General features: G+C 71.5%; 17 protein-coding genes. 3 read left to right on the top strand and 14 right to left on the bottom strand.

Features of this window, described 5'->3' with window-relative positions; all coding sequences use genetic code 11:
• Nucleotide 1 precedes the first annotated feature (1 nt).
• Genes AB0J74_RS07670 through AB0J74_RS07660 form a run of 3 tightly spaced genes read right to left on the bottom strand, consistent with a single transcriptional unit; the run spans nucleotide 2 to nucleotide 1,535 of the window.
• The gene (locus AB0J74_RS07670) at nucleotides 2-991 is read right to left on the bottom strand and encodes a hypothetical protein (protein ID WP_363445774.1); all 990 of its coding nucleotides are present in this window, start codon (nucleotides 989-991) and stop codon (nucleotides 2-4) included.
• Entirely contained in the window at nucleotides 984-1,202 is a 219-nt protein-coding gene (locus AB0J74_RS07665; protein WP_363445773.1) for a heavy-metal-associated domain-containing protein, read from the bottom strand. The genes AB0J74_RS07670 and AB0J74_RS07665 overlap by 8 nt, the downstream gene beginning before the upstream one ends.
• Nucleotides 1,203-1,223: 21 nt before the next feature.
• Complete coding sequence (locus AB0J74_RS07660) at nucleotides 1,224-1,535, bottom strand: metal-sensitive transcriptional regulator (RefSeq protein WP_363445771.1); 312 nt, start codon at nucleotides 1,533-1,535, stop codon at nucleotides 1,224-1,226.
• Nucleotides 1,536-1,656: 121 nt separating this feature from the next.
• Between AB0J74_RS07660 and AB0J74_RS07655 the strand changes: the two genes are divergently transcribed.
• A complete protein-coding gene (locus AB0J74_RS07655) occupies nucleotides 1,657-2,598 on the top strand; it encodes an NlpC/P60 family protein (RefSeq protein WP_363445769.1) in 942 nt (313 codons plus the stop codon).
• On the opposite strand, the gene AB0J74_RS07650 is transcribed toward AB0J74_RS07655, so the two are convergent.
• From AB0J74_RS07650 to AB0J74_RS07605, 10 genes are all read right to left on the bottom strand, one after another.
• Complete coding sequence (locus tag AB0J74_RS07650) at nucleotides 2,595-4,691, bottom strand: DEAD/DEAH box helicase (protein ID WP_363445767.1); 2,097 nt, start codon at nucleotides 4,689-4,691, stop codon at nucleotides 2,595-2,597. The two genes, AB0J74_RS07655 and AB0J74_RS07650, sit on opposite strands and share 4 nt — an antisense overlap.
• Nucleotides 4,692-4,731: 40 nt before the next feature.
• Nucleotides 4,732-6,324 (bottom strand): asparagine synthase-related protein, encoded by a 1,593-nt coding sequence (locus AB0J74_RS07645; protein ID WP_363445765.1) that lies wholly within the window; start codon nucleotides 6,322-6,324, stop codon nucleotides 4,732-4,734.
• Between the two features lie 9 nt (nucleotides 6,325-6,333).
• Complete coding sequence (locus AB0J74_RS07640; protein ID WP_363445763.1) at nucleotides 6,334-7,227, bottom strand: DUF5715 family protein; 894 nt, start codon at nucleotides 7,225-7,227, stop codon at nucleotides 6,334-6,336.
• Nucleotides 7,228-7,741: 514 nt separating this feature from the next.
• Nucleotides 7,742-8,527, bottom strand: coding sequence for a hypothetical protein (locus tag AB0J74_RS07635; RefSeq protein ID WP_363445761.1), 786 nt, complete (start codon nucleotides 8,525-8,527; stop codon nucleotides 7,742-7,744).
• Nucleotides 8,528-8,648: 121 nt separating this feature from the next.
• Nucleotides 8,649-9,764 (bottom strand): branched-chain amino acid ABC transporter permease, encoded by a 1,116-nt coding sequence (locus AB0J74_RS07630; RefSeq protein ID WP_363445759.1) that lies wholly within the window; start codon nucleotides 9,762-9,764, stop codon nucleotides 8,649-8,651.
• Nucleotides 9,761-10,651, bottom strand: coding sequence for a branched-chain amino acid ABC transporter permease (locus AB0J74_RS07625; RefSeq protein ID WP_363445757.1), 891 nt, complete (start codon nucleotides 10,649-10,651; stop codon nucleotides 9,761-9,763). The genes AB0J74_RS07630 and AB0J74_RS07625 overlap by 4 nt, the downstream gene beginning before the upstream one ends.
• On the bottom strand, nucleotides 10,651-11,379 hold the full coding sequence (locus tag AB0J74_RS07620; RefSeq protein WP_363445755.1) for an ABC transporter ATP-binding protein: 729 nt from the start codon (nucleotides 11,377-11,379) through the stop codon (nucleotides 10,651-10,653). Before AB0J74_RS07620 ends, AB0J74_RS07625 begins: the two co-directional genes overlap by 1 nt.
• Entirely contained in the window at nucleotides 11,376-12,128 is a 753-nt protein-coding gene (locus tag AB0J74_RS07615) for an ABC transporter ATP-binding protein (RefSeq protein ID WP_363445753.1), read from the bottom strand. The genes AB0J74_RS07620 and AB0J74_RS07615 overlap by 4 nt, the downstream gene beginning before the upstream one ends.
• A gap of 11 nt (nucleotides 12,129-12,139) precedes the next feature.
• Nucleotides 12,140-13,333, bottom strand: a complete 1,194-nt coding sequence (locus AB0J74_RS07610) for a substrate-binding domain-containing protein (RefSeq protein WP_363445751.1) — start codon at nucleotides 13,331-13,333, stop codon at nucleotides 12,140-12,142.
• A gap of 82 nt (nucleotides 13,334-13,415) precedes the next feature.
• Nucleotides 13,416-14,531: a glycerophosphodiester phosphodiesterase gene (locus AB0J74_RS07605; RefSeq protein WP_363445749.1), complete on the bottom strand. Its 1,116-nt coding sequence runs from the start codon at nucleotides 14,529-14,531 to the stop codon at nucleotides 13,416-13,418.
• Nucleotides 14,532-14,599: 68 nt separating this feature from the next.
• Between AB0J74_RS07605 and AB0J74_RS07600 the strand changes: the two genes are divergently transcribed.
• Both AB0J74_RS07600 and AB0J74_RS07595 read left to right on the top strand, forming a co-directional pair.
• Nucleotides 14,600-15,934 (top strand): potassium transporter TrkG, encoded by a 1,335-nt coding sequence (locus AB0J74_RS07600; RefSeq protein WP_363445747.1) that lies wholly within the window; start codon nucleotides 14,600-14,602, stop codon nucleotides 15,932-15,934.
• Nucleotides 15,927-16,592, top strand: a complete 666-nt coding sequence (locus tag AB0J74_RS07595; protein ID WP_363445746.1) for a TrkA family potassium uptake protein — start codon at nucleotides 15,927-15,929, stop codon at nucleotides 16,590-16,592. The genes AB0J74_RS07600 and AB0J74_RS07595 overlap by 8 nt, the downstream gene beginning before the upstream one ends.
• Here AB0J74_RS07595 and AB0J74_RS07590 read toward each other — a convergent pair.
• The gene (locus AB0J74_RS07590; protein WP_363445744.1) at nucleotides 16,589-18,199 is read right to left on the bottom strand and encodes a serine/threonine-protein kinase; all 1,611 of its coding nucleotides are present in this window, start codon (nucleotides 18,197-18,199) and stop codon (nucleotides 16,589-16,591) included. The genes AB0J74_RS07595 and AB0J74_RS07590 overlap by 4 nt on opposite strands.
• Nucleotides 18,200-18,268 lie beyond the last annotated feature (69 nt).

Here is an 18,268-nt window from a genome sequence, read left to right as displayed (position 1 = left end):
CCTAAGCGATCTTCATGGTGAACGACGCCGTGTGCACCTGGCCGGCGACCTGGAAGTCGAAGAACGCCCGGTAGCTGCCCGGGCTCGGTGCGGCCAGCCAGAACTTGACGGTCCCGGGCACCCGCTGCTCGTCGGGGTGCACGTGCAGATAGCCGAGGTCGCCCTGGCGGAGCACGACCAGGTGCCCGTACGAGCCGAGGTAGGGCTCGAGATCGGTGACCGGGCTGCCGTTGCGGAACACCCGGAACTGCAACGGTTGGGTCGCGCCCACGGTCGGGGTGCCCTCGAAGGTGACGGTGAACTCACCGGCGGTCGCCTCGCGTGCCGCGGCGGGCAGGGCGACGGGAGCGTAGTCGCCGGCCACCACCAGGTCGGTGCCGAGCGTCGCGGCGATCTGCGCGCCCGTCGGGTCGACCACGGTGAAGTCGGCGAACGCCCGCCACAGGCCCGGCGAGCCGAGCGTCAGCGGGATGCTCCAGGTGCCGTCGGCCGCCATCGTCGGGTGCAGGTGCTGATAGCCGGACAGGTCGCGGCGGGCCACCACCAGGTGCATCTGCTTCTCGTGGACGACCGCGAACTGCTTGACCGGCTGCCGGTCGGTGCCCTGCACGGTGAACCGGAACGGGGCGGCCTTGCCTGCGGCGAAGTCGGTGGCGGCCGGGACCAGGGTGTAGCCGCTGCCGCTCAGGCTCAGCCCGCCCAGGTCGGCGCCGGCCGTCGCGGTCATCCCGCCGGCGGCACTGTGATCGTGCGGTGCGGTGCCGGGCGCGTGGGTGTGGTTGGCCGGGTCCATGGTCATGCCGGCGGCGGCGCCGGCACCGTCGGCGGGTGCCGAACCGTCGCTGGTCAGCTTGCCCAGGCCGAAGCCGCCGACCAGCGCGAAGACCAGGCCGGCGACGAACAGGCCGACGCGCAGCCCGGAGCGGTCGGAGCCGTCGGTCGGTGGCGGCGCCGCGGCGCCGCGGGTCTTGGTCGGCGCGGCCTCAGGCATCGGCGGTGGCCAGCTCGTAGCCGGCCTCGTCGACCGCGGCCCGCACGTCGCCGTCGGCGAGGGGTGCGTCGCTGGTCACCGCGACCGCGCCGGTCGCCAGGTCGATCCGCACGTCGGTGACGCCCGGCAGGGCACTGAGCTCACCGGTCACCGCACTGACGCAGTGCGAGCAGGTCATGCCGGTGACGGTATAGGTCGCGGTGCTGGACATGAGAAAGCCTCCCGGGGCGGTTCAGGAGCGGACGAGCCGGGCGATCGCGTCGGACGCCTCTTTGACCTTGGCGGACGGGTCGCTGCCGTTTTCGGCCGCCTCCATCACGCAGTGGGCGATGTGCCCTTCGAGCAGGCCGACGGCCACGGCCTGGAGGGCCTTGGTCGCGGCGGAGATCTGAGTGAGGACGTCGATGCAGTAGGTGTCCTCTTCGACCATCCGATGGACGCCGCGGACCTGCCCCTCGATCCGCTTCAGGCGACCCAGCAGGGCCTGCTTGTCGGCGGCATACCAGTAGGGACCGGACGCGGAGGTCTCGTCGTTCGTGGTCATGACCCGAATATACCCCCCGGGCGTATCCCCTGGCCAGCCCGATATGCCCGGATCGTGGCTTCTGCCGGGGGCAAATCGTTAACCGTGCGTGCCGATCATCACACGAGGTGCGCGCCGCGCATTGACCACGGCCGCCGCCGTGCTCGCCCTGCTCGGTCCGCTGGCCGCGCCGGCCGCCGCCGAGCCGAATGCCGACCAGCTCAAAAAGCGCCTGCAGGCCGCCACCGAGCAGCTCGAAAGCGTCGTCGAGCAATACAACGACCTGCGCCTGGAGGTCAAGCGCGGTCGGGCCGAGGCCGAGCGGGTGCGGGCCCGGATCGCGCCACTGGAGCAGGCCGCGCAGGCCCGCAGCGCCGAGGTGGGAACCCTGGCCGCGGCCGCGTACCGGGCCGGGCGCGCGGCGAACGTGATCGGGCTGCTGGACGCCGGTTCGCCGCAGGAGTTGGGCAGCCGGCTCGCCATGCTGGAGGCCTTGGGAACCCGGCGCAGCCGGGCGATCGAGTCGCTGGCCACGGCCAACCGCGAGGTGACCGCGGCACAGGAGACGCTCAACACGCTCGCCGCCAAGGAGCAGGTGCAGGGCAACAAACTGCTGGCCAAAAAGCGGCAGATCGAGGGCGAGATCGCCCGGCTCGACGAGATGCGCTTCGACCTCGGCATCACCGACCCGGGGCCCATCCTGGCCAACCCGCCGCCGCTGCCGCCGGGCGCCGCGAGCACCGCCGTCCGGTTCGGCTACGCACAGCTCGGCAAGCCCTACGTGTGGGGCGCGTCCGGCCCCGAGGGCTATGACTGCTCCGGCCTCACCGCGGCCGCCTGGGCCGCCGCCGGGATCAGCCTGCCGCACAACGCGCGGGCCCAGTACGGCGCGGTCAACCACATCGGCCGCGGCCAACTGCGCCCCGGCGACCTGGTCTTCTACTACGGCAACATCCAGCACGTCGGGTTGTACGTGGGCGGCGGCCGGATCATCCACGCGCCCCAGTACGGCGAGCGGATCCGCTTCGACCGGGTCGACTACCAACCCGTCCACGGGTACGGGCGCCCCGGCAGGAGAAGCTAGCCGGCGACCGCCAGCGCGAACGGCAGCACGGCCGGCGCGCCCGCGGCCCGCAGCGCTCGGGTCACCAGGGTCATCGTCCAGCCGGAGTCGACGAGGTCGTCGACCAGCAGCACCGGACCGTCCACGGCGGACAGTGCCGCAGCCAGGTCGGGCCCGATCTCGAACGCGTCGTGCAGGGCCCGGACCCGCTGCGCGCTGTTGCCGCGGGCGCCGCCACCGGACGGCGGCGCCTGCGGCCCCGGCTCGACCAGCCCGAGCATCCGCAGTCGGCCGATCTCGGCGATCCGGGCGGCCAGCGAGGCGACCAGGGCGGGACGGCGCCGCGACGCGATGCCGACCACCGCGACCGGCCGCCGCTCCCACGGGTCGGAACCGCGCGACCAGTCCTTGAGCACCTCGACCACCGCGCCGGTGACGTCGTCGGGCACGGGCCCGTCGGCTGCGTCCGGGCTGACCAGCTCGCGCAGCCGGCCGCCCCAGCCAAGGTCGGAGAGTCGCCCGACCGCCCGGCCCGGCGCCGCCTGGTCGGCTGGCGAGATCTTGCCGCGCACCTCGTCGAGCCCGGTCGGCCAGAGCTTCTTCGGCGCGATGTCGACCCCGGCCCGGCCGAGGAACGCGTTCGCGGCGGCCAGCGCCGGCGCCGACACCTCGGCCGTGACGAACGGGCCGGCGCACCGGTCGCAGCGGCCGCACGGCGCCGCACCGGGATCGTCGAGCGTGCGGCGCAGGAACTCCATCCGGCAGCCGGTCGTCGCGACGTACTCCCGCATGCTGTCCTGCTCGCGGGTCCGGGCCGCGGCGACCCGCTGCAGCCGGGCGGTGTCGTAGACCCACGGCTCGCCGGTGGCCACCCAGCCACCGCGCACCCGGCGGACCGCGCCGTCGACGTCGAGCACCTTGAGCATCATCTCGAGGCGGGTGCGGCGCAGGTCGACCATCGGCTCCAGCGCCTGCGTCGACAGTGGACGGCCGGCGGCCTCGAGCGCGTGCAGCACCTCGCGCACCTGCTGCTCGGGCGGGAACGCCAGCGAGGCGAAGTAGCGCCAGATCGCCGCGTCTTCCCGGCCCGGCAGCAGCAGCACGTCGGCGTTGCGCACGGCCCGGCCGGCCCGGCCGACCTGCTGGTAGTAGGCGATCGGCGACGGTGGCGCGCCGAGGTGCACGACGAAGCCGAGGTCGGGCTTGTCGAAGCCCATGCCCAGCGCCGACGTCGCGACCAGCGCCTTGAGCTTGTTGTCGAGCAGGTCCTGCTCGGCCTGCTGGCGGGCGGCGTCGTCGGCCTGCCCGGAGTAGCTGGCCACCGAGTAGCCGCGCTGGCGGAGGAACTCGGCGGTCTCGGTCGCCGCCGCGACGGTCAGCGTGTAGACGATGCCGGAGCCGGGCAGCGTGTCGAGATGGTCGGCCAGCCAGGCCAGCCGCGCCGCGGGCGACTCCAGCGACAGCACGCCGAGGCGCAGCGAGTCGCGCTCCAGCGGGCCGCGCAGCACGAGCGCGTCGCCCAACTGCTCGGCCACGTCGTCGGTGACCCGCTGGTTGGCGGTCGCGGTGGTGGCCAGCACCGGGGTGCCCGCCGGCAACTCGGCGAGGAAGGTGCGCAGGCGGCGGTAGTCGGGGCGGAAGTCGTGGCCCCAGTCGGAGACGCAGTGCGCCTCGTCGACGACCAGCAGGCCGGTGGTGGACGCCAGCTTGGGCAGCACGTTGTCGCGGAAGTCGGGGTTGTTGAGCCGCTCTGGGCTGATCAGCAGCACATCGACGGCGCCGGCGGCGATGTCGGCGTGGATCGCGTCCCAGTCGTCGAGGTTGGCCGAGTTGATCGTGCGGGCGTGGATGCCGGCGCGCTCGGCCGCCTCGACCTGGTTGCGCATCAGGGCGAGCAACGGCGAGACGATCACGGTGGGCCCGGTCGACCCGGCCGAGCGCAGCAGCGCGGTCGCGACGAAATAGACGGCGGACTTGCCCCAGCCGGTGCGCTGCACGCACAGCACCCGGCGTTTCTCCTCGACCAGCGCCGAGATCGCCCGCCACTGGTCTTCGCGCAGCCTCGCGTGGTCGCCCGCGAGCCGGCGCAGGATCTCTTCAGCCCGCTCCCTCACCCGGACAGTTCTACCAGGGGTGAGGGAGCGGCCGCTCAGATCAGTAGGGCGCTCGCGCGCCGGTGAACCAGCGCAGCGCCCCTGCGAAGTCGCGGGCGTGCTCCATCAGCGTGTAGTCGTGCCGCACGGCCGACTCGCGGATCGCCGCGTCGAGGTCGTTGTTGCACTTCATCAGCACGCTGTCGAAGTCGCGCCGGATCGGTTCGAGCAGCCCGTATCCGAAGGAATGGTGCACCCGGGCGTAACGGGCCTTGTAGAGCCGGGCCCGCTCGTGCAGGCCCGACGAGTAGGACATCGGGTTCTTCGGCCGCTGCCGGATGTAGTCGGGCAGGATGTCAGCGAACGCCTCCCGCAAGATCCACTTCTCCTTGCCGCTGCGCATCTTCAGCGACAGCGGCATCCGCATCGCGAGTTCCACCACGGCCAGGTCCAGGAACGGCACCCGGGCCTCCACGCCCTGCCCCATGCTGGTGCGGTCGACGCGCTGCAACTCCGTACGACACAGGTTGCGGATCTTGTGCAGGAAGAGCCGGCGGGCCGCGGCCGGGCCGACCTCGTGATACATCGGGTAGCCGCCGAACAGCTCGTCGGAGCCGTCGCCGGTGAGCACCACCTTGACGCCGGTCTCGTGCACCCGGCGGAACAAGGGCACCGAGACGACGGCGTTGATGATGTCGCCGTACTCGGAGAGCTCGCCCATCCGGATCGCTTCCCGGATCTCGCCCATCCGCACGTCGCGCGGCCGGAGCTCGACCACCTCGTGGTGCACACCGAGGTCGCGGCAGAGCCGCTTGGCATAGTCGAGGTCCGGGCTGCCCGGCGCGCCGACCGTGAAGGCGACGCAGTCGGGGTGCATCTCGCGCACCTGGAGCAGCGTCAGCGAGCTGTCCAGGCCGCCGGAGAGCACCACACCCACGGTCAGGTCCGTGTCGACGCGGCAGCGGATGCTGTCCTGCAAGGCGGCCCGCATCAGCTTGGCCGCCTCGTCCGGGTCTTCGATCGGCACCTGGTCCTCGCCGAGCCGGAGCAGGTCGACATACGGCGTCAGCCGCGGCCCGGTGACCGGCGTGGCCCAGCCGTGGTGGCCGGGCGGCACCTCGGTGACCCGCGCACCGACCGGCACCAGCGCCTTGACCTCCGACGCGAGGTGGATCCGCCCGCCGCGCCGCGACCAGTAGAGCGGCTTGACCCCGAGCGGGTCGCGGGCGATGAACACGCGCCCGGTGGCCCGCTCGACGATCGCGAACGCGAACTCGCCGCGCAGCTTGCCGACCGCGGCCTCGCCCCACTCCAGGAACGCCTCGAGAACGACCTCGGTGTCGCTCTCGCTGCGCAGCTCACGCCCGGCGGCGATCAACTCGGCGCGCAGTTCCCGATAGTTGAAGACCTCGCCGTTGTAGCAGAGCACCCAGGCCTCGTCGGGCGAGACCCAGGGCTGCACCGCCCGGTCGCGGTCGACGATCCGCAGCCGCTGGGTGCCGGCGAGCAACCCCGTCGCCGGCCCCCCACCGATCGTCCGCAGATCCTCCGGCAGCTCTTCCTGGATGTCGCCGCGTGGCGTCAGGGATTCGAGCATCCGCCGGAACAGCGCGGGGTCGGCATCGTTGCCGACGATGAGCGCGATACCGCACAAAGTCTCGGGTCACCTTCTCCCGGTTTCGTAGTGGGTGGCGAACTCACGTCGCAGTTCGGCGACCGCGACCGGGCTGACGCAGACGTGCCAGGCCTGCCCCTCGTCGATCACGTTGACATCGCCGGCCGCCTGCCGGTCGAGCAACACCTTCTCCAACGCGGTACGCGCGGAGAACCGCTCGAACCAGGCCATCTCCACGTCGACCGCCCAACCCACGCAGTGCGCGCTGGGCGACATCGCCGCGTACCCGAGGTCACGCAGGTGCTGCTGGTGCCGCACGCTGCGGGTCATGCTGGTCACCCAGAGCGCCGGAGTGTGCAGCGGCGCCTGCTTCTGGAAGTCGGTCGCGATCTGGCCGAGCAGCGCGATCGTCTCCGGCCGGCTGTAGGTGAACCGCAGGCCGGCCGTCCGCGGCCAGCGGTCCGGCGCGACCCGCCTTGCCACCGCCCGCACCGCGCGGGTGGCGAACGTCTTGGGCTGGCGCCGGTAGCGGAACGGCAGCAGACCCGCCCGCCGCAGCTTCTCGATGTCGACCAGGTCCGGCGACGTGAGCACGTCGGTCGTGGTGGCGAACGGTGTGGTCTGCCCCCACCACATCGCCTCGACCTGGGCGAGCAGGAAGATCCGCACCTGGGCCGCCAGGTCGACGGCCGAACTGCGGGTGCTGGGCTTGTAGTTGCGGACCTCTTTGAGCAGCCATTCCACCGTTCCGGTGAGCCCGCGGGGCGTCACCGAGAGCACGGCGGTGAAGTTAGGCTCTACGAGCCTTTCGATCAGGATGGTCTCGGCCTTGGCCGTGTCGCCCGGGTCGCTGTGCCCCGCCAGTTCGATGAGCAGGTTCTCGACCGCGTCCCGATAGGCGACGAGGTCGGGCCCGGTAGCCGCAGGTCGCGGCGTAGGCAACCGTTTTCGCTGCTCGTTCCTGACCGCGTTTCCGGGTATTCGAGTTGTCATCTGGGCCCCCCGTCCTTCCCCCGTAACAGGCGGGTATTCCGGAACCGAGCCTAATGACATCTTTCGTCCCTGTGAGGACGAATGCCGGTTGTGAGCGAGTTTCGCCCTTTTTAGGAGGTTTAAGATCAAAATCCGGAGCCAACCCGGCTCCGTCAGGCCGGACCTCAACGGCAAAGTTCTGATCCGTTCCCGGGTCCGCCGGGGGCACTACCGTCGCTCCCGCCGGACAACGCTCGCTCCGCGACGCTGCCAGGCCCGCAGTTGGTCACGCCCCCTTCTCCTATCAGTTGCCCTTGGCCTGCCGGGTTTCGACGCCCTTGCTATGCGCACAGCCATCCCGCGCCACGCGCGGGCGGCGGGTCAGGAGCGCGTGGGGACTATGTCCCGAGGCTCGGCTTCATCGGCAAACCGGCCGCCCGCGTTTGCAGCGAGTTGGGCGCTTGTCAGGCCCGTTCGCTGGCCCTCAGCGGACCTCGACACGGTAGGCGATCGACGAATTTTGGGAACCGTCGGACCAGTGCAGCCCGATGACCTTCGTGAAGCCGGGAAACTGATAAACGATGCCGGAAGGCCGATGCACGGCACCGTCGAACGGTCCGCCGTCGCCGGCGGCCGGGTTGAAGAGGGAGATCCAGAACTCGAGGCCGCCGATCGAGCAGCTTCCGCCGCCCAACTGGTCGCCGCCGAACATGTGGATCGGCTGGAATGCCATCTCCCGGCGGAGGTCAAGGACGATGTCCGGCCGGTGCCGCATCCACAGTCCCCAGCGATGCGGCCATGGCGTCTCGTCGAAGACTAAGGCTGCGACCTGAGCAAGATCTGGAGGGTGCAGTTGCTCGGAGCGGGACGTGAAGACCTTGGCCACCGACTGGGCCACCAGGCATTTGAGCAGCCACTTCTCCAGCAGGTCGCCGGAGATGTCGATCTGCTCGTTTTCGGGCGTGAATCCGACTGCGTTGATCTCCGCCCGCAACAGACGCTGCGTAAGAAACAGCAGGCGGGCGTGCGCATCCAGGTGCGAAAGGTCCGAATTGTGCCGGCGGCAGAGCACATTGGACCCGAATTTCCGGCGGGAGATACTCACATCCGCTCTGCCACCCGTATGAGCGACGCTACGCAGGTGCTCGATCCCGAGGACGCCCAGAACTGTCTCGCTGACGTAGTGCTCAAGACTGATCTTCTGGTCGCAGCCGCCGCGGCTCGACGCCCAGCAGCGCGGGTGCCGGAAGTTGCCTGTCGTCACGGTCATTGCCCTCGCGATCATTGCCTGTTCCAGGCGCGACCGGTCCCTTTCCGGCCGTGACCGCGCTGGCTACTACAAACGATATCCAGTCCTGCCGCGGCATCCTTGCGCTGCAAGGCGCCGTCGCTCAACGGCGCTCTTGGGGCGGGCGGCGGCTGAGGGCGGCGCGGATCGGAGCAACGCGGGTGGCCAGGCTGGCCAGGCCGCCCGGGAAGAAGTAGACCGCCAGGATGAAGATGGCGCCGAGGACGAACAAGGGCTGGGACAGCGGGCCCGGCAGGTCGGTGGCCAGGTGGGTCAGGCGGTTGTCCAGGTACATGTAGAGGATGCCGCCGATGACCGGGCCCCAGCGCGTGCCCGGGCCGCCCAGCACGACCATCACCAGCAGCGACAGGGTCAGCTCGGAACTGGTCACGTGCGGCGAGGCGCCGCCGACGACCAGCACGTAGACCACGCCACCAAGGGCCGCCAGGCCGCCCGCGAGCGTGAACGCGACCAGCTTGTAGCGGTAGGGATCCAGCCCGAGCACGCCCACCCGCCGCTCGTCGTCGCGCAGCCCGGCCAGCACCCGGCCGGTCGGCGACCCAGCCACCCGGGCGACCACGAACACCACCACGGTGACGTAGGCCAGGGCCAGCCAGTAGAGGTTGACCGTGTTGGCCACCCCGAGCAGGAAGTCGGGCAGCCCGTCGCTGGCGATCGGCAACCCCTCCTCGCCGCCGGTCAGGCCGCCGAAGTCGCGAGCCACCAGGATCGCACCGACCTGGGCGAACGCCAGCGTCACCATCGCGAACGCGATGCCGGCGGTGCGCAGCGCGATCGCGCCGAGCAGCGCGGCCAGCGTGGTGCTGCCGACCAGGGCGAACACCGCCGCCTGCCAGAGCGGCAGGCCGGCGCGGGTGACCAGCACGTCGGTGCCGTAGATGCCGGCCGCGAAATAGAGGGCGTGGCCGAACGAGAGCAGCCCGGTGCGGCCGAACAGCAGGTCGTAACCCGCGGCCAGGCCGCCGAACACCAGGCAGGTCGCGAGGAGTTGCAGCGTGCCGGGCGAGTTGAGCTCACCGTCGAAGATGCCGGGCAACCGGACGTTCGAGTAGGGCAGGATCGCGGCCACGACCAGCGCCACCAGCGGGCCGAACGCCATCAGCCGGCGCCAACCGGTGCGCCGGCCAGGCGCGGTGTCCAGTTCCGGCGGTGTCGCCGCGGGCGGCGCCTCGGCGCTCACCGGGACAGCCTGGGTCATGCCGTGACCGCCCTTCCGGCGATGCCCTGCGGCCGGACCAGCAGCACGATCGCGAGCAGCGCGACCACGCAGATGTCGCCGAGTCCGGCGGTGCCGTAGTAGTTGACGAACTGCTGCAGGAGACCGACCGCGACAGCGGCGTACGCGGAACCGACCACCGAGCCCATCCCGCCGATCACGACGACGATGAACGCGAAGATCAGCAGTGATCCGCCCTGCGCCGGCGAGACGGACCCGAAGTAGACCCCGCCGAGCGCGCCGGCCAACGCCGCCGCCGCGCCGCCGATCGCGAAGACCAGCGTGAACGCCTTGCGCACGTCGATGCCGAGCGCGGTGACCATCTCGCGGTTCTCCACGCCGGCCCGGATCACCAGGCCGACCCGGGTGAACCGGAGGAAGAGCAGCAGCAGCGCGAGTACGGCGGCCGCCGCGAGCACCAGCAGCAGCGACGCGTTCGGGATGTGGGCGTCGCCGATCGCGGTCACCCCACGGGTCCACGATGGGCGGGGGAACGGCCGCGGGTCGGCACCCCACGTCGCCTGCAGCAGCGCCACTCCGGCCAGCGAGAGCCCGACCGTGACCAGCACCTGCTCGATCGTCCGGCTGTAGAGCGGCCGGATCAGCACGAGTTCGACCAGTGCCGCGACCGCCGCGCCGGCGACCACGCCGAACGCCGCGGCCAGCACGAACCCGAGCCCTGTCGGTCCGGCGCCGGGCATGTGGTCGGCTGCCCACCAGGTCGCGTAGGCGCCGACCGACAGGAACAGCCCGTGCGCGAAGTTGAGCACGTCGGCCAGGCCGAAGACGAGCGAGAGCCCGGAGGCGACCAGGAAGTAGAGCGCGGCCAGCCCGAGCCCGGTGAGCGTGAGCAGGATCAGCGTCGACATCAGGCGTGCACCCCGGCGGAACCGACACCCAAGAGCGCCCGGGTCAGCGAAGCCTCGCCGAGCAGCCGGTCGGCCGTGCCGGTCCAGGCGACCCGGCCGGCGGCCAGGACGACCGCGTCCCGCGCCAACCGGCGTACGACCGCCAGGTTCTGCTCGACCAGCAGCACCGGCACCTGCTCGGCGACCGCTTCGAGCGCCTCCGCCACCTCCGTCACCACCTTCGGCGCCAGACCCTTCGTCGGTTCGTCGACCAGCAGCAGCCGGTTGTCAGCGAGCAGCACCCGCCCGATCGCGAGCATCTGCTGTTGACCGCCGGAGAGCGTGCCGGCCCGCTGCTTGCCCCGCCGCGCCAGCTCGGGAAAGAGCGCATACACCCGGTCGTACGCCGGAACCGCGCCCTTGCGCTCGGCCAGCCGCAGGTTCTCGGCCACGGTGAGCCCGGCGAACACGCAACGGTCCTCGGGCACGTAGCCGAGCCCGCCGCGGACCAGCCGGTGCGTCGGCGTGTGCAGTGCGTCGACCCCGCCGATCCGCGCTGACCCGGAAACCTCGCCGCCGCGCGGTGTCAGGCCGACGAGCGCGCGCAGCGTGGTTGTCTTGCCGACCCCGTTGCGGCCGAGCAGCGCGGTCACGCCGGACGGCGCCACGGTGAACGAGACGCCCTGGAGGATGTGCAGCCCGGCGATCCGCACGCTCAGCTCGTCGACCCGCAGGATCGGCTCGGTCATAGCCCCTCACCCAGGTAGGCCTCCTGCACGCCCCGGTGTGCCATCACGGCTTCCGGGGTGTCGCAGGCGAGCAGCGCGCCGTGGTGCATCACGGCGATCCGGTCGGCCAGCTCCAGGATCACGTCCATGTGGTGCTCCACCATGAGGACCGACCGGCCAGTGGCTTCGGCACCCCGGGTGAGGCCGCGGATCACCGCGACCAGTTCGGGCACGTCTTCGGCACTGACACCGGCCATCGGCTCGTCGAGCAGCAGCACGGTCGGTTCGCCGGCCAGCAGCAGGGCGATCTCCAGCTTGCGCTTCTCGCCGTGCGCGAGGGTGCCGGCCAGCACGTCGCCGCGGTGGCCGAGGCCGACGGTGTGCAGGGCCCGGTCGGCTGCCTCGGCCACGTCCGCGAACGACGCGGCCCGCCGCCACAGCGCCATCGAGCCGCCGCGGTGCGCCTGGACGGCGAGCCGGACGTTCTCGCGTACCGGCAGCGATCCGAAGACCGACGACGACTGGAACGTCCGCCCGAGACCGCGCCGCGCGCGGCGGTGCGGCGGGAGGGCGGTGACGTCGTCACCGCCCAGCCAGACCGTGCCCGCTGTCGGCTTGCGCAGCCCGCTGACCAGGTTGAACAGCGAGGTCTTGCCGGCGCCGTTGGGCCCGATGACGCCGAGGAACTCGCCGGGGGCGAGGGCGATGTCGACACCGTCGACGATCGCTACCTCGCCCACCCGCCAGGTCAGCCCCTGCGTGCGGAGCACGGCCAACTCGCTCAGCCCTTCATCGCGGCCGCCGGCGGGGCGACCTCCTCGGGCGCGAGCGTCTTCTCCAGCTTGGCGGTGTCGCCGCTCAGCGTTGCCTGGAACATCGGCTGGAGCAGGGCGTGGTCCTCGGCGCGGACGGTCAGCTTGCCCTTGACCCCGTCGAAGCTCCAGCCCTCGAGCGCGCTGACCATCTTGTCGACGTCGTCGCCGCCCTCCTGGACCGCCCTTACGACCATCTGCGCCGCCGTGAAGCCGTCGGGGTGGAACAGGTCGAGCGTGCCGCCGACGGCCGCGCGGGCCGCCTGGGCCGCCGGGTTGTCGCTGGCACCGTCGAAGTAGTGCGACAGGAACGAGATCTTCGCGCCGGCCGCGCCGAAGGTCGGCCAGGACGCCCGGATGTCGAGGCCGGTGACCACCGTGGTGCTGGCCAGGATGCCCTGCTGGTCGAGGGTCTGCCACATCGCCGGCGCGGTGGTGCCGGCCCAGGCGACGAACAGCAGGTCCGGCTTGGCCGCCTTGAGCTGGCTGGCGAACGGCGTGAACTCGGTCGCGCTGACGGGGGCGAGGACGCTGGTCACGGTGGCGCCGGCGCCGCCGATGACCGCCTTGACCGCGGCCTCGTTGCTCTTGCCGAACGCGCTGTCCTGCCCGAAGACCACGACCTTCTTGCCGGCCGCGTCGCCGATGAACGACTTGGCCGTCATCACGTCCTGGTAGGACTGCCGGCCGGAGCGGAACGTGTATTTGTTGACCCCGGTGATCGCGTCGGTCGCGGCCGGGCCGGAGATGCAGAGCACCTTGTTCTGCGCCGCGAGCGGCGCGACCTGCAGCGCGACGCCGGACGCGGTCGAACCGGCAATGATCTTGGTGCCCTTGCCGATCAGGTCCTTGACCGCGGCGACCGCCTTGGCCGGATCGCCGGCGTCGTCGACCTCGGTCACCTCGATGGCCCGGTCGCCCACCTTGTTGGTGCCGTTGGTGGCGTACGCGAGACCGGCCCGGAAGCCGTCGATGTACTGCTTGCCGTAGGAGGCCAGCGCCCCCGTCTGGGAGTGGACGATGCCGACCTTGACCGGGGCCGTGCTGGCGCCGCCACCCCCGGTTGCCGTCTCCTGCGGGCTGCCGCAGGCCGTGGCGGATACCGCCACCGCTATCACTGTCGCGGCGGTGACGAACGCCCGCCGCATCGCCTTTACCGTCATGGCGACACACGGTAGGGGCCATGGTGTGACCCCTACCATGTGGCGCACGCCCATATATACGGCGGCGGGATGTGCCGGCGGCTTAGCGGTGCGTCGATGCGGGCAGCGCCGCGCGGGCGGCCACCGCGGTATCGGGCTGGTCGCTGAACACACCGTCGAGGCCGAGCGAGAAGAACAGCTCGTACTCGGAGGTGATGTCGCCGCGCGCGTTCGGGTCGGTGCCGATGCGGTGGTCGACCGCGAGGAACTGGTTCTCCGCCCGGAACGTCCAGGCGTGCACGACCAGCCCGGTGCGGTGCGCGTCGCGGATCACCGCGGTCGGTGCCAGCAGCCTGCCGGCGGCGTCGCGGGGCACCAGCAGGTTCTTGTTTGCGCCGATGCCGTCGGCATACCCGGAGATCCAGCGCAGGTTGGCCGGCGAGACCAGGTCCTGGTAGGTGCGCGGGTCGCCGGCGACGACGAAGTCGTAGGGCCGGCCGGTGGCGTCGATCAGCTGGGCCAGCCGCACGTCGGTCATCCTGGCCAGCTTGCGCAGGTTGGCCGTCTCGAACGACTGGATGATCACCGGCGAGCTCTTCCGGGTCAGGTCGTTGGCCCGCAGGGTGCGCACCAGCGGCTCCTCCAGCGCGAGCCCGATCGACTGGAAGTAGGTCGGGTGCTTGGTCTCGGGGTAGATGCCGATCGTCCGGCCGAGCCGCTTGCTCTCGGCCCGGGCCAGGTCGATGACCTCCTGGAGGGTCGGGATCGGCAGCTGGCCGTCGAACGCCGTGTTGGCCACCCGCACCTGCGGCAGCCGCTCCTTGGCTCGCAGCGTCCTGAGCTCGGCCAGGGTGAAGTCTTCGGTGAACCAGCCGGTGACCGCGAGCCCGTCGATGGTCTTGGTGGTCCGGCGCGCCGCGAACTCGGTGTGGTCGGCGACGTCGGTGGTGCCGGAGATCTCGTTCTCGTGCCGGGCGACCAGCTCGCCGTCCCTGGTGGACACCAGGTCGGGCTCGATGAAGTCGGCACCGAGCCGGATGGCCAGCCGGTAGGACTCGAGCGTGTGCTCGGGCCGGTAGCCGCTGGCGCCGCGGTGGCCGATGACCAGCGGCTCGTCGATGTCGTGGCGCTTGTCGGCGAGGGCGGCGGCGGGGGCGATGCCCGTGGTCGCGATCCCCGCGCCGGCGAGGGTGAGCGAAAGTGCGGTACGTCGTCGCATGGGCCGCAGTCAATCGATGTCCGGCGACCGGGGCTTGACGCGTCGGTGAACGTGGTAAGAAATGCCTGATGCGCCGCCGCCTGCAGCACCCCGCCCGGCTCGTGCCGTTGGCGTTCCTCGGCGCGGTCGTGATCGGGACGCTGCTGATGATGCTGCCCGGTGCCCGTGTCGAGCCGGGCGGCGCGCCGTTCGTCACCGCGCTGTTCACCGCCACCTCCGCGGTCTGCGTGACCGGCCTGGCGGTGGTGGACACGGCGACCTACTGGACCGGGTTCGGCCAGGTGCTGCTGACCGTGCTCACCCAGATCGGCGGCTTCGGCATCATGGCGATGGCGACGCTGCTCGCGCTGCTCGTCTCGCAGCGGCTGGGGCTGCGCAGCCGGCTGATGGCGCAGGCCGAGGACTCGTCGCTCAAGCTCGGCGACGTGCGCTCGGTGCTCGGCCGGATCGCCCTGACCATGGCCGGCTTCGAGATCACCATCGCGGTGATCGTCGGCGGACGGTTCTGGCTGGGGTACGACTACCCGCTCGGCAAGGCCGCCTGGTACGGCCTGTTCCACGCGGTCCAGGCGTTCAACAACGCCGGCTTCGCGCTGTTCAGCGACTCGCTGGTCGGGTTCGTCGACGACGCCTGGATATGTCTCCCGCTGACCATCGGCGTGATCGCGGGCAGCATCGGCTTCCCGGTGCTGTTCGAGCTGTTCCGCGAGATCGGCCGGCCGTCGACCTGGTCGACGCACACCCGGCTGACCGTCTTCGGCGGCATCGTGTTGCTGTTCTTCGGCTTCTTCTCGCTGCTCGGGCTCGAGTGGAACAATCCCGACACGCTCGGGCCGCTCGGCGTCGGTGAGAAGATGCTCGCCGCGTTCTTCCAGGACGCGATGACCCGGTCGGGCGGGTTCAACACGGTCGACGTGGGCGCCTTCCACAGCGAGACGCTCGCCGTGTCGACCGGGTTGATGTTCATCGGCGGCGGCAGCGCCAGCACCGCGGGCGGCATCAAGCTGACCACGTTCTTCCTGCTGGCCTTCGTGATCCTGGCCGAGCTGCGCGGTGAGCCCGACGTGGTGATCGGCAAGCGGCGGATCGCGGAGAGCACCCAACGCCAGGCGATCACCGTCGCGCTGCTGGGCGTGGGCCTGGTCGCCGCCGGCACGTTCGCGCTGCTGGAGGCGACCGGCGACGTCTCGTTCGAGGCGGCGGTCTTCGAGGTGACCTCCGCCTTCGCCACCGTCGGGCTGTCCACCGGAATCACGCCGAGCCTGCCCACGACCGGGCAGCTGATCCTGGTTGTGCTGATGTTCATCGGCCGGGTTGGGACAATCGCGGTAGGGTCGGCGATCGCCCTCAACACCCAGCGCCGGCTTTACCGATACGCGGAGGAGCGACCCATCGTTGGCTGACATCGGACGTGACGACAACGTCGTGGTGATCGGGCTCGGACGGTTCGGCGGCGCGGTCGCCGGCACACTGCAGAAGCTGGGTCACGAGGTGCTCGGCATCGACAACGACCCCAAGCTGGTGCAGGAGTGGTCGGAGCGGCTCACCCACGTGGCCGAGGCCGACTCGACCGACGAAGACGCGCTCCGCCAACTCGGCGTCCCCGACTTCACGCACGCCGTGGTCGGCATCGGCACCCACATGGAGCAGAGCATCCTGACCGTGCTCGCGCTGGTCGAGGTCGGCGTGCCGCACATCTGGGCCAAGGCCATCTCGGCGAAGCACGGCAAGATCCTCTCGTCGGTCGGCGCGACCAAGGTGATCTATCCGGAGTCGGCGATGGGCGACCGGGTCGCGCACCTGATCACCAGCCGGATGATCGACTTCATCGAGTTCGACGACGACTTCGCGATCGCCAAGACCCGAGCGCCGCACGCGAAAGTCGGTCAGACGCTGGCTGACCTGCAACTTCGCACCAAGCACGGTGTCACGGTCGTTGGTGTGAAAGAGCCGGGCAAGGAGTTCGCGTTCGCGGGCCCCGACACCGTCATCCCGGAGAACGCCACGCTGATCGTCTCCGGTCCCGCGACGAAGGTGCAGAAGTTCGCCGCGACGACCTAGCCTTTTCCGGGGCCGCCGGGGCCCTTCGGCTCCTTCGCCTTGTCGTCCTTGGGGCCGGGACCCTTGCCGCTCGGGTCGTCCTTCTTCGGCTTGGGCGGTGCCGGCTCGTTCCCGGCCGCCCGGCCGGCGCTGCGGGTGGCCGTCTTCCCGGCGCTGGTCGGCGCCGTGGCCGCCGTGGCCGTCGACAGCCTCGGGGTGCAGAACTCGCCGTCGAGCCGGAACTCGACCGGGAACGCGTTGGACCGCGCGTAGCTGCCGGTCAGCCGCATCCCTTTCGCGCCTCCCGCCGGCACCGCGCCCGACCCACCGGCCGGGCGGACCACCACCGTGCTGCCCTGCTGCTCGACCTTGGCCGAGGCGGCCCCGGTCAGCTTCTGGTCGCCGGGGAAGGTGAACGCCAGCGACCAGTCGGTCACCGGAGCCTTGCCGGCGTTGACTACGGTCAGGTCGGCGTCGAAGGCCCGGCCGGAGTCGCGCCGCAGCGCGTAGCGGACCTCGCACGACGGCGGTGCCGGTGCGACGGAGGCGGGTGCGGCCAGGACCGTGGAGGTGCCGATGGTCGGCCCGCCGTCGCGGGTGGCGGCCAGCATCCCGCTCGCACCGAGCGCGACCACGAGGGCGGCGGCCGACAGCACCAGCCGGCGCCGGCCGGCCAGCAGGTCACGCACCGACGGCCGCGCGGCGGAGGCGATACCAGCCGCCGGCACGAACCCGCGGGCCGCGTCGGTGGTCGGCTCCTCGGTCCGGGGCAGGATCGTCGTGCCGCCGGTGACCAGGGCACCCGGCGCGGGCGCCGGCGAAACCGGCCGGGGCACGTAACCACCCGCGGCGGCGAGCGCCTCGACCACCTCGGAGCTGGTCGGCCGCTCGTCGGGCGCCTTCGCGAGGCAGCGCATGCAGAGCGCGGCCACGGCCGGGGGCATGCCGTCGATCTCCGGTAACGGTGCCGGCTCGGCGTAGAGGTGCGACCGGAGCAACTCGGTGCTCGACCGGCCGGGCCACGGCAGCCGGCCGGCGAGGCAGCGGTAGAGCAGCAGGCCGAGCCCGTAGACGTCGGCTGCCGCCGACACCTGGCCGCCGTCGAGGCGCTCGGGCGCGATGTAGGCGGGCGTGCCGAGCAGCGAGCCGTCGGGCCCGACCTCACGCTCGCCGACGACCGCGGAGATGCCGAAGTCGAGCACCTTGGCGCCGACCGCGGTCAGCATCACGTTGCTCGGCGTCACGTCGCGGTGCACGACGCCGCGGGCGTGCGCCGCGGCCAGCGCCGAGGCGATCTCGGTGCAGATGGCCACCGCGTCCGCCCACGGCATGGGCGTGGTGACGGCGGCCAGCGGCACGCCGTCGACGAGTTCCATCACGACGTAGGGCGCGCCGCGGGACTCGCCGTAGTCGTAGACGTTGGTGATGTGCGGGTGGCTCAGCCGGGCCGCGGCCTGCGCCTCGGTGCGGATCCGCTGGCGGAACACCCGGTCGGCGGCGAGCGACGGCGCGAGCACCTTGACCGCGACCTGGCGGCCGAGCACCTCGTCGTAGCCGCGCCAGACGACGGACATCCCGCCCGCGCCGAGCCGCTCGACCAGCCGGTAACGGCCACCAACCCCACCCATGAGATGAACTCTTGCCCGCAGGCGCCCGGTTCGAACCTGCCCGGTCACTTTCGGTCAGCCGACGCACCC

Source organism: Asanoa sp. NPDC049573 (assembly GCF_040676615.1).
GTDB lineage: Bacteria > Actinomycetota > Actinomycetes > Mycobacteriales > Micromonosporaceae > Asanoa.
The sequence above is the reverse complement of the archived record's forward strand: the minus strand, read 5'-3'. Positions and strand labels throughout refer to the sequence as shown.